This window comes from Paraburkholderia tagetis (assembly GCF_022213065.1).
Classification (GTDB): Bacteria; Pseudomonadota; Gammaproteobacteria; order Burkholderiales; family Burkholderiaceae; genus Paraburkholderia; species Paraburkholderia tagetis.
In genome coordinates, this window is the sequence record NZ_JAKLJA010000001.1 from 225,936 (window position 1) to 240,356 (window position 14,421).

General features: G+C 63.1%; 12 protein-coding genes. 5 read left to right on the forward strand and 7 right to left on the reverse strand.

Annotation, left to right across the window (positions count from 1 at the left end; all coding sequences use genetic code 11):
* Positions 1 to 77 precede the first annotated feature (77 nt).
* From L5014_RS00955 to L5014_RS00970, 4 genes are all read right to left on the reverse strand, one after another.
* Positions 78 to 857, reverse strand: coding sequence for an ABC transporter substrate-binding protein (locus L5014_RS00955; RefSeq protein WP_238461712.1), 780 nt, complete (start codon positions 855 to 857; stop codon positions 78 to 80).
* A 67-nt stretch (positions 858 to 924) separates the two neighbouring features.
* A complete protein-coding gene (locus L5014_RS00960; protein WP_238461713.1) occupies positions 925 to 2,079 on the reverse strand; it encodes a pyridoxal phosphate-dependent aminotransferase in 1,155 nt (384 codons plus the stop codon).
* Between the two features lie 106 nt (positions 2,080 to 2,185).
* Complete coding sequence (gene gcvA, locus L5014_RS00965; RefSeq protein WP_238461714.1) at positions 2,186 to 3,064, reverse strand: transcriptional regulator GcvA; 879 nt, start codon at positions 3,062 to 3,064, stop codon at positions 2,186 to 2,188.
* 32 nt (positions 3,065 to 3,096) lie between these two features.
* Positions 3,097 to 4,056 (reverse strand): substrate-binding domain-containing protein, encoded by a 960-nt coding sequence (locus L5014_RS00970; RefSeq protein ID WP_238461715.1) that lies wholly within the window; start codon positions 4,054 to 4,056, stop codon positions 3,097 to 3,099.
* A gap of 367 nt (positions 4,057 to 4,423) precedes the next feature.
* Here L5014_RS00970 and L5014_RS00975 point away from each other — a divergent pair, with 367 nt between their 5' ends.
* Complete coding sequence (locus L5014_RS00975; RefSeq protein ID WP_238461716.1) at positions 4,424 to 4,639, forward strand: DUF3079 domain-containing protein; 216 nt, start codon at positions 4,424 to 4,426, stop codon at positions 4,637 to 4,639.
* A 70-nt stretch (positions 4,640 to 4,709) separates the two neighbouring features.
* Here L5014_RS00975 and L5014_RS00980 read toward each other — a convergent pair whose 3' ends face one another.
* A complete protein-coding gene (locus L5014_RS00980; protein ID WP_238461717.1) occupies positions 4,710 to 5,099 on the reverse strand; it encodes an SRPBCC family protein in 390 nt (129 codons plus the stop codon).
* A 451-nt stretch (positions 5,100 to 5,550) separates the two neighbouring features.
* On the opposite strand from L5014_RS00980, the gene L5014_RS00985 reads away from it, so the two are divergent.
* The gene (locus tag L5014_RS00985; RefSeq protein ID WP_238461718.1) at positions 5,551 to 6,915 is read left to right on the forward strand and encodes an NAD(P)/FAD-dependent oxidoreductase; all 1,365 of its coding nucleotides are present in this window, start codon (positions 5,551 to 5,553) and stop codon (positions 6,913 to 6,915) included.
* A gap of 74 nt (positions 6,916 to 6,989) precedes the next feature.
* On the opposite strand, the gene L5014_RS00990 is transcribed toward L5014_RS00985, so the two are convergent.
* Positions 6,990 to 7,817, reverse strand: coding sequence for a cupin domain-containing protein (locus tag L5014_RS00990; RefSeq protein WP_238461719.1), 828 nt, complete (start codon positions 7,815 to 7,817; stop codon positions 6,990 to 6,992).
* A 244-nt stretch (positions 7,818 to 8,061) separates the two neighbouring features.
* Between L5014_RS00990 and L5014_RS00995 the strand changes: the two genes are divergently transcribed.
* The 3 genes from L5014_RS00995 (at position 8,062) to L5014_RS01005 (ending at position 13,359) form a co-directional block, all read left to right on the forward strand.
* The gene (locus L5014_RS00995) at positions 8,062 to 11,592 is read left to right on the forward strand and encodes an adenylate/guanylate cyclase domain-containing protein (RefSeq protein ID WP_238461720.1); all 3,531 of its coding nucleotides are present in this window, start codon (positions 8,062 to 8,064) and stop codon (positions 11,590 to 11,592) included.
* A gap of 23 nt (positions 11,593 to 11,615) precedes the next feature.
* Positions 11,616 to 12,677 (forward strand): patatin-like phospholipase family protein, encoded by a 1,062-nt coding sequence (locus L5014_RS01000; protein WP_238461721.1) that lies wholly within the window; start codon positions 11,616 to 11,618, stop codon positions 12,675 to 12,677.
* Between the two features lie 61 nt (positions 12,678 to 12,738).
* Positions 12,739 to 13,359, forward strand: coding sequence for an HD domain-containing protein (locus L5014_RS01005; protein ID WP_238461722.1), 621 nt, complete (start codon positions 12,739 to 12,741; stop codon positions 13,357 to 13,359).
* Between the two features lie 52 nt (positions 13,360 to 13,411).
* On the opposite strand, the gene L5014_RS01010 is transcribed toward L5014_RS01005, so the two are convergent.
* Positions 13,412 to 14,290, reverse strand: a complete 879-nt coding sequence (locus L5014_RS01010; protein WP_238461723.1) for a LysR family transcriptional regulator — start codon at positions 14,288 to 14,290, stop codon at positions 13,412 to 13,414.
* Between the last annotated feature and the right edge of the window lie 131 nt (positions 14,291 to 14,421).

Below are 14,421 nucleotides of genomic sequence, written 5' to 3' on the forward strand. Positions count from 1 at the left end.
ACGATGATGCGAGGATGATGCGAGCCGCCCCAATTTCATTGTGCAAAGCGGAAAAACCGCCATTCGCGGGCTGCGTCTTACTTTGGCGAGACGTCGATATCGCCGAAGTATTTGCGCGCGAGCGACGCCACGGTGCCATCGGCTTCGAGCTTCGCAATGGCGGCGTTCAGGCGTTCGCGCAGCGCGGTGTCGCCTTTGCGCAGACCGAGCGCCACGCCGTTGCCGAGGATCGTGTCGTCGCGTACCGGCGCGCCGACGAACGCAAAGTCCTTGCCATCGGGCTTGGAGAGAAAGCCCGTCTGTCCTGCGGGTGCGAGCAGTAGCGTTGCGTCGAGGCGTCCCGCCGTGAGATCGGCATAGATCTGGTTCTGGTCCTGGTACGGCACGACGTTGACGCCTTCCGGCTCCCAATGCGCCTTTGCATAGGTTTCCTGAATAGACGATTGCAGCACGCCCACGCGCTTGCCCTTGAGCGACGCCGCGGTGGCCGTGAGGCCGCTGTCGCTGCGGGCGATCAGACGGGAGGGGACGCGATAGATCACGGTGGTGAAATCAATCGCCTCGCGGCGTTTTGCGGTGGCGTTCATCGCCGAGTTGATGGCGTCGAACTTGCGCCCGTTCAGCGCGGGAATCAGCCCGTCGAACGAGGTCTCGACCCACTTGCAGGCGAGATGCGTCTGGGCGCACACGGCCTTGCCGATGTCGATGTCGAAGCCTTGCAGGCTGCCGTCGGCGGCCTTCGATTCGAAGGGCGGATATTGCGCCTCCACGCCGAAGCGCAGCGTCGTCGTATCCGCGAGAGCCGGTAGCGCGGCGCCGGCGCAGGCCAGTGCGAGCAGCATCTTGCGTAGCTTCATGGTGATCTCCTTGCGATAGTTGTCGTGTGATGAGTGCATGACGGATGGCATCCGGGATGGCGTCTGTTCAGATTGCGCATAGCCTGCGCGCGCCTTCGAGCAGCGTGGCGTCGTCTTTCGAAAAGCTCAGGCGGATGAGGCCGTCGTCGGTGCCATCCGTGTAGAACGCAGAGAGCGGAATGGTCGCCACGCGCGCGTCGCGAATCAGGCGCAGCACGAAATCGCTGTCGCGCTCGCTGGAAAATGCGCGAAAGCGGGCGAGCATGAAGAAGCTGCCGGCGCTCGGCAGCAGCTCGAAACGCGAGCCGGCCAGCGCGTTCGCGAGCAGATCGCGCTTGCCTTGATAAAACGCGTCGAGGCCGAGATACGTCGCCGGCTCGGCCAGCGCTTCGGCAAACGCGTATTGCATCGGCGTATCGGCGGAGAACATCATGAATTGATGGACCTTGCGGATCTCGTTCATCAGCGCGGCGGGCGCGAGGCAATAGCCGACGCGCCAGCCCGTCACGTGATACGACTTGCCGAACGACGAAACGATCACGCTGCGCTCGGCCAGTTCGCGGTGGCGCGCCATGCTCTGATGCTGGGCGCCGTCGAACACCACATGCTCGTAGACCTCGTCGGAAAGAATCACGATATCGGTGTTGCGCGTGAGCGCCGTGAGGCGCGCGATGTCGTTTTCGCCGAAGATCGTCGCCGTGGGGTTGTGCGGCGTGTTCACGATGATCATGCGCGTTCTCGGGTTGATCGCGGCGGCGACCTCGTCCCAGTTCACGCGAAAATCCGGCTGTGCGAGCTTGATGGCCACGGGCGTCGCGCCTTGCAGGCGGACGATGGGCGCATAGCTGTCGAACGACGGCTCGAAATAGATGACCTCGTCGCCCGCATGAACGAGCGCGCTGATTGCGGAGTAGAGGCCCTCGCTCGCGCTTGCCGTCACCGTGATTTCGCTGGCGGGGTCGTAATGCGCGCCGTGCAGCGTTTCGACCTTGGCGGCGAGCGCTTCGCGCAGCGTGTGGATGCCCGCCATCGGCGCGTACTGGTTGTGGCCCGCGCGCATGGCGGCGGCCACGTTGTCGACGAGCCGCGCGTCGGGCGCGAAATTGGGCGCGCCTTGCGAGAGATTCAGCGCGTCATGCTCGGCGGCGAGCTGACCGATGACTGTGAAGATCGTCGTGCCCACGTTGGGCAGCTTCGAGCGTGTGCGGGCGGCGCTCTGCATGAGTGTTTCTTCCTCGGGCTGGCGGCGCCATGGTGGGCGCCGCGATAGAAAGCGTCCATTTAGCCCAAACCGCGCGGCCGCGACAATCGAATAATTCTCATGGCGGTCATGCATTTGCCTCATGGCGCGCGATCCACTCGCTAAAGCGCTGCACCTTCTGTTGCTGCGCGACGCACTCGGGGTAGACGAAGTAGTAGCGCCAGCCCGTTGCCACGGCCAGATCGAACGGCATCACGAGCCGGTTCGCGGCGAGGTCCTCGCTCGCGAGCGTGCGGTCGCCAATGGCCACGCCGAAGCCTTGCATCGCGGCGCTCGTGGCCAGGTCGAGCGACTCGAACGTGGGGCCTGCGTGGGCATTCACGTGCTGCGCGCCCGCGTGCGCGAGCCAGAGCTTCCAGTCGCGGTGGTCGCGGGTCGGGTGCAACAGGGTTTGATGCGCGAGGTCGTCGGCGTGCGCCATGGGACGCCTCTCCAGCAGCTCCGGCGCGCATACGGGTGTGAGGTATTCGTCGAAGAGCGCAATTGAATGCACGCCCGTGCCGGGCGCCGGCGCATAAACAATCGCGGCATCGAATGGCTCGGCCTGGAAATCTGCTTCGTGCTGCCAGGTAGTCGTGATCTGCACCTGAAGATCGGGATGTTCGGCCTGGAAGCGCATGATGCGCGGCAGCATCCAGCGCATCACGCAGGTAGGCACCTTCAAGGCCAGCTCGGTGCGCTGGCGTGTGAGGCGCATCGAGGCTTCTTCGATGCGCGCAAAGCCGTCGCGCACCGCGGGCAGCAACTGTTCGCCCTCGGGCGTGAGCGTGAGCCCCTTGGGCGAGCGGCGGAACAGCGGCAGCCGGTAGTACTCTTCGAGCGCGAGAATCTGCCGGCTTACCGCGCCTTGCGTGAGGCACAGGTGTTCCGCCGCGCGCGTGAAGCTGCCGTAGCGGGCCACCGTTTCGAAGATCTGCAGGGCGTTCAGGGGTGGGAGGTGTCTCATTGCGCAAGCGGCTGGGGCGGTAGAGGCGGGCGTTAGACGTTGTCTTTCACCACAAGGACAACAGGCGTTTCGATGAAATCGGACAGATCGTCCTGGCTGCGTTGTTCGACGAGTGCCTGGAGCGCCACGTCGAGGCCGTAGACGGCCTGCCTGGCGGCAAACTGGTTGAGCGTGGCGAGCACCAGGCCTTTCATGATCAGCGGCTTGATGGCGTCGTCGTCGTTGAAGCCCGTGACGAGGACGCGCCCGCTCAGTTGCGCGTTGCGCACGGCGTCTACGGCGCCGCGCGCCATGTTGTCGTTCGCGCAGAGGAGCGCGCGGATGCCGGGCTGCGATGAGAGCATCGCGGCGGCTGCGAGGCGGCCTTTGCCGTACCCCCAGTCGCCGGGCGCGATGGCCGCGATCTCCACATGCGCGGCCTGCATCGCCTCGCGAAAGCCGGCGTTGCGCTCCTGCGCGTTGCGCGCGCTGGTCACGCCTTCGATGATGCCGACCCGGTCCCCCGGCCGCAGACGATGCGCGAGATAGTCGCCCACGAGCCGCGCGGCGCGCCGGTCGTCCGGGCCGACATAAGGCACGCGGATGCCTGCCGCGCGCAGCGCGTCGGCGTCGAGCGGATTGTCGATCGCGAGCGTGAGAATGCCCTTGCGGATGCTGCGGCGCGCGGCGGGCACGAGCGCGCGCGAGTCGGCGGGCGCGAGCACGATGGCGTTCACGCGCTGGCCGATCAAAGCGTCGATGAGGCGGATCTGGCCGGCCGAGTCGGTTTCCGTCGTGACGCCTTGCACCAGCAGCTTGAACGGGTAGGGTGAGTGCGCCTGAAAGACCTTGGCGGCGGCGATCATCGTTTCCGTGAAGGCATCCGGGAGGCCCTTGAGCACCAGCGCGATGGTGAAGTTGCGCGTTGCGCCGTGGCTGGCGCGCGACTGCGCGGCGCCGATTGCGGCAAAGAGGCCTGCGGCTACGACACGGCGGCGTTTTTCGTCAGGCATGGCAAAGGCGGCTTGGGGGCGCGCAAGGCGCGATGAGGCGTCGAGCAAGAAATGCTGAAAGTGTAAACGACCCACGGCGCATCGGCGCGGCACCCTCGCCACGGACGATGCATCCGGCGCACATCGGGATGCGGCCACAGTCAGGCTGTGTACGTTTTAAAGTGCAACTAACTGCCAGTCCAGCACGACCACAACGAATTGGGGGACGCAGCGCGACTTCATCCGCATGTAGCAATTCATGGCCTGATTTGCGGCGTTATGCACGTCGGTTTCGTGCGCTGGCGGAATGCGGCAATGCGTCTCTGGATCGTTCGGCCGCGTATCCTAGAATAAATTTCGTTGCCTACTCATCGTTTCACGCACCGACATGGCCAAGAAGATTCCGCTGCATCCGAAGCATCCTGAACGCATTTGCTGGGGCTGCGACCGCTATTGCCCCGCCAGTTCGCTTAGTTGTGGGAACGGTTCATCGCGCACCCAGCACCCCATTGAATTGCTCGGCGAAGACTGGCTCGACTACGGAGACTGGGGCTTCGATACATCCGGAGAGGACGTGTCGGCCAGCAAGAGCGGCCAGCACTGACGCCACTGACGCAACACACACACACTGAAACGCGGGCGCTTGCGCTCGCGTTTTTTGTTTCCGCACCCCTTCACCCCGCCAAATTCCGCGCGGCGGCCGCGCAGCCCGCATCCATCAGCGGCTCGACCATGACGCGCCGGTCGTCCGGCAGAAAATCGCTAATCCACACGAGGCGGCAGCCTCCGCCCGATTCGGCCACGATTTGCATCGAAGCGGCGTGCTGCTCGAAGTTCGTCCCGCAGACGGTGTAGGCCACGCGCATGCGCGCATCATCCACGCCGACCACCCGCTCTTGCACCACGAGGCCGTTAGTAAACGTCACGGTGCGCAGGTCGCCCTCCACATGAACGTCAGTCAGCACGCCCGCGAATACCCGCGCGAGATTGCGCGAATCGCGCAACGTTTCCCACGCCCGGGACGCATCGATTTCAAGGGGAATTTCACGGTAGAGCGAAACCATCGCGTTGTCTCCTTCATTCGTGCCTGCCTGCAGGCAGGCGTTGTGAGGGGATTGTGCGCGCCTGCCCACTGGCGCACCTGGGGAAAATTGCTGCGCTTCGTTAGGTCTTGGCCGCAGACGTTTCAGCGCAGTGGCCGCAGTTAATGTTGTCAATTAATGTCGTCAATTTCGTCAACGCCGTCAATGCGAATGCCGATGATGCCCATCCGGATAACGCGCGTGCGTGTGCGGCACGTGGTGATGCGCCGAACCGGATAAACCCTGGTTTTCTCGCCAGGAAAATCCCCCTATCGTTCGACCTACAGAAAATATGCAGCATTTTTGCGGGCCCAAGGATTAGAGCGATCCACAGTCTTCTCACGAAAAAACCAGACCATTAGGGGTTAGGGGCTGTATGGAAGTTTCGATTTCTTCGCGGCGGCAGGTCACGCCCCTCCAACGAAGTTTCTGGATGCTCGAAGCCGAGCCGCAGCTGGACGTAGCCGCGCCGCTATCCACATCCGAAGACGCCGATGTCGTTGTCGTGGGAGGCGGGTTTGTCGGGCTCTGGACGGCGCTGACTATTCGCGAGCTTAGCCCGGCGTCGAAGGTCGTCGTGCTGGAGCGCGACGTTTGCGGTGGGGGTGCGTCGGGGCGTAACGGCGGTTTCGTGATGTCGTGGTGGCCCAAAATCGCCTCGCTGCTGGCGTTCATGGATGCTGAACACGCGTTGTTTTTGGCGCGTGCGTCAGAAAGCGCGATACAGGAACTCGAAGCGTTCTGCAAGCAACACGCGATCGATGCGCATTTCCAGCGCGCTGGCTGGCTGTGGACTTCGACCTCGCAAGCGCAGGGCGACTCATGGACCGCCACGGTAGAAGCGTGCGCAAAACTGGGCGTACACCCGTTCGAACGCATTGCCTCGGACGAAGTCGCTCGCAGAACGGGTTCCCGTATTCATCGGGCCGCCGTGTTCGAGCGCAGCAACGCCACGGTGCAGCCGGCGGCGCTGGTGAGGGGGATGCGCAAGGTCGCATTGAAGCGGGGCATTCACATTTACGAGAACACGTCCGTTCTTGAAGTCAGCCAGGATTGCCCGTCCATCGTGCGGACCGAAAAAGGTCAGGTACGCGCGCGGGCCGTTGTCCTCGCAACCAATGCCTGGGCAACGGCAATTCCGGAAATTGCACGCTTGATCGTTCCGGTCAACAGTTCCATCGTCGTGACCGAGCCGATTCCGGAACAACTGCGTTCAATTGGCTGGACCGGGGGCGAGGCGATCACCGATTCGCAGTTGATGGTGGACTACTACCGGACGACGCGCGACGGGCGCATTGCCTTTGGCAAGGGCACTGGGGCGCTCTCCAGGGGAGGGGTCATTGACGAAACGTTCAGCTACCACGCCGAGAGTTGCTCGATGACAGAGCAAGACTTCAGGCGCACCTACCCCATGCTTGCCGACGCGCGTCTCACGCACGCGTGGTCAGGGCCGATCGATCGCACCTACGACAGTCTGCCGGTCTTTGGCACGCTCTGCGGCACGAAGCATATTCATTATGGTGTTGGCTGGAGCGGTAATGGCGTCGGTCCGAGCCGAATTGGAGGAAGAATTCTCGCGAGTCTTGCGCTTGAGCGCAAAGACGAATGGAGCGGTTGTGCACTCGTCGGGCGCCGGGCGCGGACGTTCCCTCCGGAGCCGATCAAGTACTTCGGCGGGGCGCTGGTACGTGGCGCGGTGCGCAGAAAAGAACGCCGTGAAGCCGTGGGTGCGGTGCCAAGCCTGTTCGACGTCACACTGGCAAAACTCGCCCCGTCTGGCCTGGAAGACAAGGCATAAGGGTGAACCGAATTCTTAACATAACTAAGCGACACATTGAGCGCGATTGGCGGCCAGCGAATCCTTACTCCTGCCTAGAAACTCTTGGGGGTGTTGACCCAGATGAGCACCGTTGGCTCGTCACCCGTTGCCCTCCAGCTATGCGGATGCTGGCTTGGAAAGGCAATACTGTCGCCAGGTCCAAGGACGTGTTGCACGTCATCCACGGCGATACGAAACATCCCGGATAGAACGTGGATGAATTCTTCGCCTTCGTGCGAATAAAACCCACTACTTTCCGCGCCGGGCTGAAGTACCCATTTCTGGCAGTCGAGCAGGCTGAGCGACTCGGCAAGTTGAAGGATGCGGATGTTCTTCCCGAAGCCCGCAATACGGCGCTCTTCACCGCGTCGCACGACCTCGCGCCGACGCTTGCGGCGTGACGGTTGAGAAAGGTCGGTTACCGTCGTGCCGTAGCACAGCGCCAGCGCCTGCATGCTCGCGACAGTGGCGCCCTGCGAAGTGCGTTCAAAGGTCGAAATAAAAGAAACGGGGAGTCCCGTCAATTCTCCTGCTTCGCGCAAAGACAGCCCCGCTTTTCGTCTGGCCAATCTAAAGCGGCTGCCCATCTCGTTCTGTCCGCTTTCGTCGGGTCCCTCCGCTTCTGGTTCTCGCTCAAGGGATTCAGGCGCGATGTCGAAGTGCTTCTCTGCAAGCGCCTTGCGGATCGCGGACATATTCAGCCCTTCGACTTTGCGCATGTGCTGTATTGCCCGGATCTTCTCGATATCGGCCGAATCGAAAACACGCTGCCCGACTGCCGAGCGTTTCGGTGTTACTAGCCCGTGTTGCTCCCACAATCGGAGCGTCGATGCATTCGTTCCTGTCAGGCGGGCTACATCGGTAATACGGTGCAGTGTCACTAGTGAACCTCGGCTGTCGCAGCGTGCCCTTAGCAGGCTAACGTCCGGTCGGCAAATGCCATGCGCGAGTATTTTACAGATTTCTCCTGCATCGAAAAGATGCCGCCCTATTATCGCGAGAACCCGTTGTTCTCCAGGCGCTCGAGCGGCGGCTAAAGCTGATGCTTGCGCTGATTGGCCCTGTTTCGTCAGTGAATGCGGCGCATAATTGGCCCATGTTAGTTCCCCGCCGCGACGAGGTGCTATGCGCTGCACAAACTGCGGATTCGAGAATCTCGCCAAGGCCAGATTCTGCGAAGCGTGCGGGACGCTGCTCGCGCGCGCATGCCCCCGTTGCGGGCACGAGGTCGCTGCAGCCGCCCGATTCTGCAGTGAATGCGGGGCGCAGCTAGCCGAAGCGCCTGAGCCGGTCCAACCGGTACAACAGGCGCAACCGGTACAACCGGCGCAACCAGCGCAACCAGCGCAACCGGTACAACCGGCGCCGGAGTCACCGCCCGCGCCGATTCATTACACGCCCCATCATCTTGCCGAGCGTATCCGTGCCGAGCACGTCGCCATGGAAGCAAGAGGCGAGACCGCAGGCGAACGCAAGACGATCACCGCGCTGTTCGCGGACATGGCCGGTTCCACGGCCTTGATTCATGGTCTCGACCCGGAAGAAGCCCATCACCTGATCGAACCCGTCGTGGCGCTGATGATGGAGGCTGTCCACTATTACGAGGGTTACGTCGCGAAGTCGTTGGGTGACGGCATCCTCGCGCTGTTTGGCGCGCCGATCGCCCACGAAGACCATCCGCAACGCGCGCTGTTCGCCGCGCTGCGCATGCAGCAGGCAATGCGCTGGCACGGCGATCGTATTCGGCTGGAGAAAGGCATTCCGCTGCAGATTCGCGTGGGCATTCACACCGGCGAGGTCGTCGTGCGCTCGATCCGCACCGACGATTTGCATACCGATTACGACCCGGTCGGCCACACGATTCACATCGCCTCGCGCATGGAAGGCATCGCCACGCCCACGTCGATCCTCGTGAGCGAGTCGACCCACAAACTGGCCGAGGGCTATTTCGAGTTCAAGCCGTTGGGCGCAGCCCAGGTCAAAGGCATTCCCGAGGCACTGCCCGTGTATGAGGTGCTGGGCCCCGGTGTGCTGCGCACGCGATTGCAACTGGCGGCCCATCGCGGCCTCGCGCGCTTCGTCGGGCGCGGGGCCGAAATGGCCCATCTCGATCGGGCGCTGGAAAAGGTGCGGGCGGGGCGGGGGCAGATCGTCGCCGTGGTCGGCGAAGCGGGCGTCGGGAAGTCGCGCCTTTTCCATGAATTCAAGGAGCGTTCGCGGCGAGGGAATCTGGTGCTGGAAACGTTTTCGGTTTCACATGGCAAGGCGTTTGCCAATTTGCCGCTGATCGAGCTGATGAAGAGCTATTTTCAGATCAACGCGCCAGATGATGAGCGACGTCGCCGTGAGAAAGTCGTCGGCAAGGTGTTGACGCTCGAGCGCAGTTTCGAGGATCTGGTGCCTTACCTGCTCTATCTGCTTGGCACGGGCGAATCCGCTTCGGCGCTGGCGGACATGGATCCCAAGATTCGGCGCGACCGGACCTTCGACGCGATCACGCAGATTCTGACGCGCGAGAGCCAAAACCAGCCGATCGAGTTGCTCTTCGAAGACCTGCAATGGCTGGACCGGGAAACCGAGGCGTTCCTCGTGTATCTGGTCGAGCGCGTGCCGGGCACCCGTGTCCTGCTGCTCGTGAACTACCGGCCGGAGTATCAGCCCGCGTGGAATAGCAGCCAGAGCAGCCAGCTCCGGCTGGAGCCGCTTGGGCCGGCGGAGGCCGAGGGACTTCTTGCAGCCCTGCTCGGGGAGCATGCCTCGCTGTTGCCGCTCAAGCAGCGCATCCTCGAAAAGACCGAGGGCAACCCGTTCTTCATGGAGGAAGTGGTGCAAACGCTCGTGGAGGAGCGCGCCTTGCACGGCGAGCCCGGGCGTTATCGCATCGAAAAGACACCCTCCGCGCTGCATATCCCGACCACCGTGCAAGGCGTGCTCGCCGCACGTATCGACCGCCTCCCGCTCACGCAGAAGGAGTTGCTGCAAACGCTCGCGGTGATCGGCAAGGAGTTTCCGTTCAGCCTCGTCCAGCGTATTTGCGACGGACAGCTCGCACGCACCGACGACGATCTGCGCGCGCTGCTCGCGCACCTGGAAGCCGCGGAGTTCATCTACGAGCGGCCCGCCTACCCGGAGGTCGAATATTCGTTCAAACACGCGCTGACGCAGGAAGTGGCGGGCCACTCGCTGCTCACGGAGCGGCGCAGCGTGTTGCACGAGCGAACCGCGAAGGCGATCGAGGCGCTGTTCCCCGCGCGCATCGCGGACTACTGCAGCGAACTGGCGCATCACTACAGCCTGAGCGGCAATATTCCCAAGGCGGTGGAATACCTGCACCGCGCCGGGCAGCAAGCGCTCAGGCATGCCGCCCATCCGGATGCCATGCACCATCTCGGCGCCGCTCTCGGTCTGCTCGAGCGATTGCCCGATACGCCTGCGCGCGCGTCCCGCGAACTGATGCTGCTGCTCTCGCTGGGTCCAGCGTTGATGAACGTGCGCGGTTATGGGGCGCCCGAGGTGGCGGCGACCTACACGCGGGCCCGGCAGTTGGGTGAACAGCTCGGCGAGGTGTCGCAGCTTTTTGCAGCGCTCCTTGGCTTGCGAATCCATAACATGGCGCGTGCGCAGTACGCGGTTGCGCGCGATCTGGGCGAGCAGTTGCTGCGCATGGCGCAGCATGCAAACGATCTGGACTGGCTCATGGAGGCACACGGCGCACTCGGCGCCTGCCTGTTCCTCCAGGGCGAACTGGACGCCGCCGCAGCGCACCTGGAGCAGGCGCTGACCCTCTATGATCCCGAGCGGCATCAGGCACATGCGGTCTCACATGGCGTGGACCCCGGCAGCCGGGCGTTGAATTTCCTGTCCTTGATACGTTGGCTTCAGGGCTATCCCGATCAGGCGCTCAAGCGAAGCATGGAGGCGCTCGTGCTCGCGCAGAAGCTCGCCTACGGACCGACATTGGCATTCACGCTGGCTTACGCAGCGGAACTGCATCAGCTTCGGCGCGAGACTGCGCTGGTCAAGGAGCGAGCCGAAGCGACGATCGCCGTCTCGACCGAGCACGATTTGCCGTACTGGTTGGCGTGGGGCACCATTTTGTCGGGCTGGGCGCGCATCGAACCTGGAAGCCTGCAGGAGGGCATCGCCCAGTTGCGCCAGGGGTTGGACGCCGAACAGTCCGCCGGCGGCGAGGAGCATCGCTCCTACTTTTTCGCCTTGCTCGCCGAGTGTCAGTGGCGGGCCGGCGACGTGGAGGGCGGCCTGCACACGCTCGACGCGGCCATGGCGATCACGGACGCAACCGGCGAGCGTTTCTACGAGGCTGAATTGCATCGGCTCAAGGGAACCATGCTGCTCGGGGTGTTGAGCGAGGACGAACGCGTGCCTTCGTCCAACGAGGGCGCGCAAGCGTGTTTTCTCAAGGCGATTGCCGTGGCGCGCGCGCAGGGCGCCCAGTCACTGGAGCTGCGTGCGGCGTCGAGTCTGGCACGTCTGTGGCAGCGTGCAGGCAGATCTGACGAGGCAAGGCAGTTGCTGTCCGAGACCATCGGCAATTTCACGGAGGGTTTCGACACCGGCGATCTGCGAGAAGCCAGGGCGTTGCTCGACGCGTTAGCATCGAGTCACGCGCGAACCATCGACGACGGACGTGGCTAACCCTACCTACAAGAAGGCGAACCATGGCGACGAAGCAGACAGGACGCCGTGAAAGAGGCAACGACCCCGCAGCGCCAAGGCAGATCGCGCTGGCATTGCAGGGCGGCGGGATGCACGGCGCGTTCACATGGGGCGTGCTCGACCGCCTGCTCGAAGACAACAGAATCGCGATCGAAGGCGTGAGCGCGACCAGCGCTGGCGCAATGAACGGCGCCGTGCTGGCATACGGGCTGTTAAAGGGCGGCGAGAGCGGCGCGCGCGAGGCACTGCAAGACTTCTGGCATGCGGTTGCCGAGTCGGCGGAACGCTATAACCCGCTGCGCTGGGTGCCGTGGCTCAAGGGGTCGCACAGCTTCGGGCTCGACCATTCGCCGCTCTATGCGTTCGCCGACATGATGCTGCGTATGTTCTCCCCGTACCAGTTCAATCCGCACAACCTGAATCCGCTGCGGGAGGTCCTTGAACGCCAGGTCGATTTTGCGGCGCTGCGCAAGGCGTGCCCGATACTGTTGTACCTCTGCGCGACCAACGTGGAGACGGGCAAGATACGCCTTTTCACTGGCGAGGACGTCTGCGCGGACGCCGTGCTCGCCTCCGCATGTGTGCCGACGCTGTTCCAGGCGGTCACCATTGCAGGCTCGCACTACTGGGATGGCGGCTATATGGGCAACCCGGCCATCTATCCGCTGATCTATCACTGCAAAACGCGCGACGTGGTGATCGTTCATATCAACCCGCTCGTGCGCCCCGGGGTGCCGGTCACGGCGGCCGACATTCTTAACCGGATCAGCGAAATCAGTTTCAATTCATCGTTGATGCGCGAAATGCGCGCGATTGCGTTCGTGACCGAGCTGATCCAGCAAGGCAAATTCGCTCGCGACGAGATGAAGGAAATGCTGATCCATTCGATCCGCTCCGACGCGGCAATGTGCGCGCTCAGCGTATCGAGCAAGTACAACGCGGATTGGGATTTCCTGTGCGAACTGCGGGACAACGGCCGAAGGGAAGCCGATGCGTGGCTTGCCCAGCACTATGACGATATCGGTCAGCGCTCGAGCATCGATATCCGCGAGGAATTTCTCTGATGTTGTCGATGGCGGCAGCGCAAGACAGGCGCGCAGGCGTGCAGTGTGCAAAGGAGGCAGGGTGAACCCGACGCAGGAGCGCTTCGTCGAGTTGTGGTCGCGCAACGGGGGGCGGCACGCCGACGCCGTGTATGCCGATCTCGCGCGTCGTTATGGGGAACCGGGCCGCCACTATCACACGTTGCGTCACGTTCGCCGCTGCCTGCGCTATTTCGATCTGGCGCGCCATGCCATTGAACGTCGCGATGTCGTGGAGCTGGCCCTCTGGTGCCACGACGTCATATACGTTCCCGGTGCTCAGGATAACGAACAGTGCAGCGCGGACTGGGTGCAGCGCTGGGCCGACGGTCGCCTCGTGATGCGCGAGCGCATTTGCGAAGCGATTCTCGCGACCCGGCACACCCGTGTTCCGGACGAACCGGATTCGCGCTTCGCGTGCGATATCGATCTCGCCGCGCTCGGCGCTCCGCGTCGCCGGTTTCAGGAAGACGGCATGCGCCTGAGAGCCGAACGCCCGGACCTCGACGACCATGCCTACGCCCTGCAGGAGAGCAAGATCCTGCAAGGCTTGCTCGCGCGGCCACGCATCTACCTGACCGATTACTTCCATTCACGCTGCGAGGCGCGCGCGCGCGGAAATATCGCATGGCGGCTGGGGGGAGAGAGGCTGGAACAGGAATGACGCAATGGCGCACCGGTGCGCTGCTTTCCTGCATCGGGCGGGTCCGGGAACGTTAATCGATGCAAGTCTCGATCAAATCGGCAAACGCACGCTTGAGCGCACTGTCCAGATGTACGTAGGCAAGTCCAATACCGGTACGGGGACTGTCAAGGTCGAGTGGCCTTGCCGTGACGTTGGGCGGCAGGGCGATTGCCGCTTGCGCCGGAATCACGCCAATTCCGAGCCCTGCCGCAACAAGCGCAAGCATCGTGGTGAATTCCCCGAGTTCCCTTTCGATCTGAAGGGTCACGCCTTGCTGACTGAAGGCCACAAGAATCTCGTCATGAAAGCCAGGCGCATATCGGCGTGCAAGCATGAAGACGGGGCGCCCGTGCAGGTCGCCAGGACGTATGAGCTTCAAGCGTGAGAGCGCATGACGTGCAGGCACGGCCACGACGAAGGACTCCTCCAGCACCATGCGCGTTACAACGCCTCCACCCTGTGTGGGGAGCCGTATCAGGCCGAAATCGAGCTTGTTGTCGTGCAGCGCTGCAACCTGATCGGGCGTGGGCATGTCCTTCAGTTCCAGCGTGACGCGTGGATAGCGCTCATGCATTGCGCGCATGAGGGCGGGCAGCAGCTTCGGCAGCACGGAGGATACGAACGCAATCCGCAGCGTGCCGATTTCACCCTGGGCCGCGAGGCGCGCCGTCTGCTCCGCACGTTGTGCCTGATGAAGTGTCGCGCGTGCTTCGGGCAGGAATAACACGCCCGTCTCCGAGAGTGCGACCTTGTGGCGGTCGCGCTCAAACAGACGAACCTGAAGTTCTTCTTCAAGCGCTTTGATCTGCATGCTGAGCGCGGGCTGCACGATGCACAGCCGCTCTGCCGCGCGGCCGAAATGCAACTCTTCCGCCAGCGCGACGAATGCGCGTAGATGTTTCAGCTCCATAGTCATCCCTAACCGTCTGCCCGGATCGCGTGACCGGACTTGCGTGCAGTTTCCCCGTAATCACGTTTCATGATAACAGCGTCACGAAAGACTATTGGCACGCTTTCTGGCATTGCGGTGAAGTACATGTC

Coding starts and splice junctions, on each gene's coding strand:
- L5014_RS00955 (WP_238461712.1), bottom strand. CDS start 857: ATGAAGCTACGCAAGATGCTGCTCGCACTGGCCTGCGCCGGCGCCGCG.
- L5014_RS00960 (WP_238461713.1), bottom strand. CDS start 2,079: ATGCAGAGCGCCGCCCGCACACGCTCGAAGCTGCCCAACGTGGGCACG.
- gcvA (WP_238461714.1), bottom strand. CDS start 3,064: ATGAGACACCTCCCACCCCTGAACGCCCTGCAGATCTTCGAAACGGTG.
- L5014_RS00970 (WP_238461715.1), bottom strand. CDS start 4,056: ATGCCTGACGAAAAACGCCGCCGTGTCGTAGCCGCAGGCCTCTTTGCC.
- L5014_RS00975 (WP_238461716.1), top strand. CDS start 4,424: ATGGCCAAGAAGATTCCGCTGCATCCGAAGCATCCTGAACGCATTTGC.
- L5014_RS00980 (WP_238461717.1), bottom strand. CDS start 5,099: ATGGTTTCGCTCTACCGTGAAATTCCCCTTGAAATCGATGCGTCCCGG.
- L5014_RS00985 (WP_238461718.1), top strand. CDS start 5,551: ATGCTCGAAGCCGAGCCGCAGCTGGACGTAGCCGCGCCGCTATCCACA.
- L5014_RS00995 (WP_238461720.1), top strand. CDS start 8,062: ATGCGCTGCACAAACTGCGGATTCGAGAATCTCGCCAAGGCCAGATTC.
- L5014_RS01000 (WP_238461721.1), top strand. CDS start 11,616: ATGGCGACGAAGCAGACAGGACGCCGTGAAAGAGGCAACGACCCCGCA.
- L5014_RS01010 (WP_238461723.1), bottom strand. CDS start 14,290: ATGGAGCTGAAACATCTACGCGCATTCGTCGCGCTGGCGGAAGAGTTG.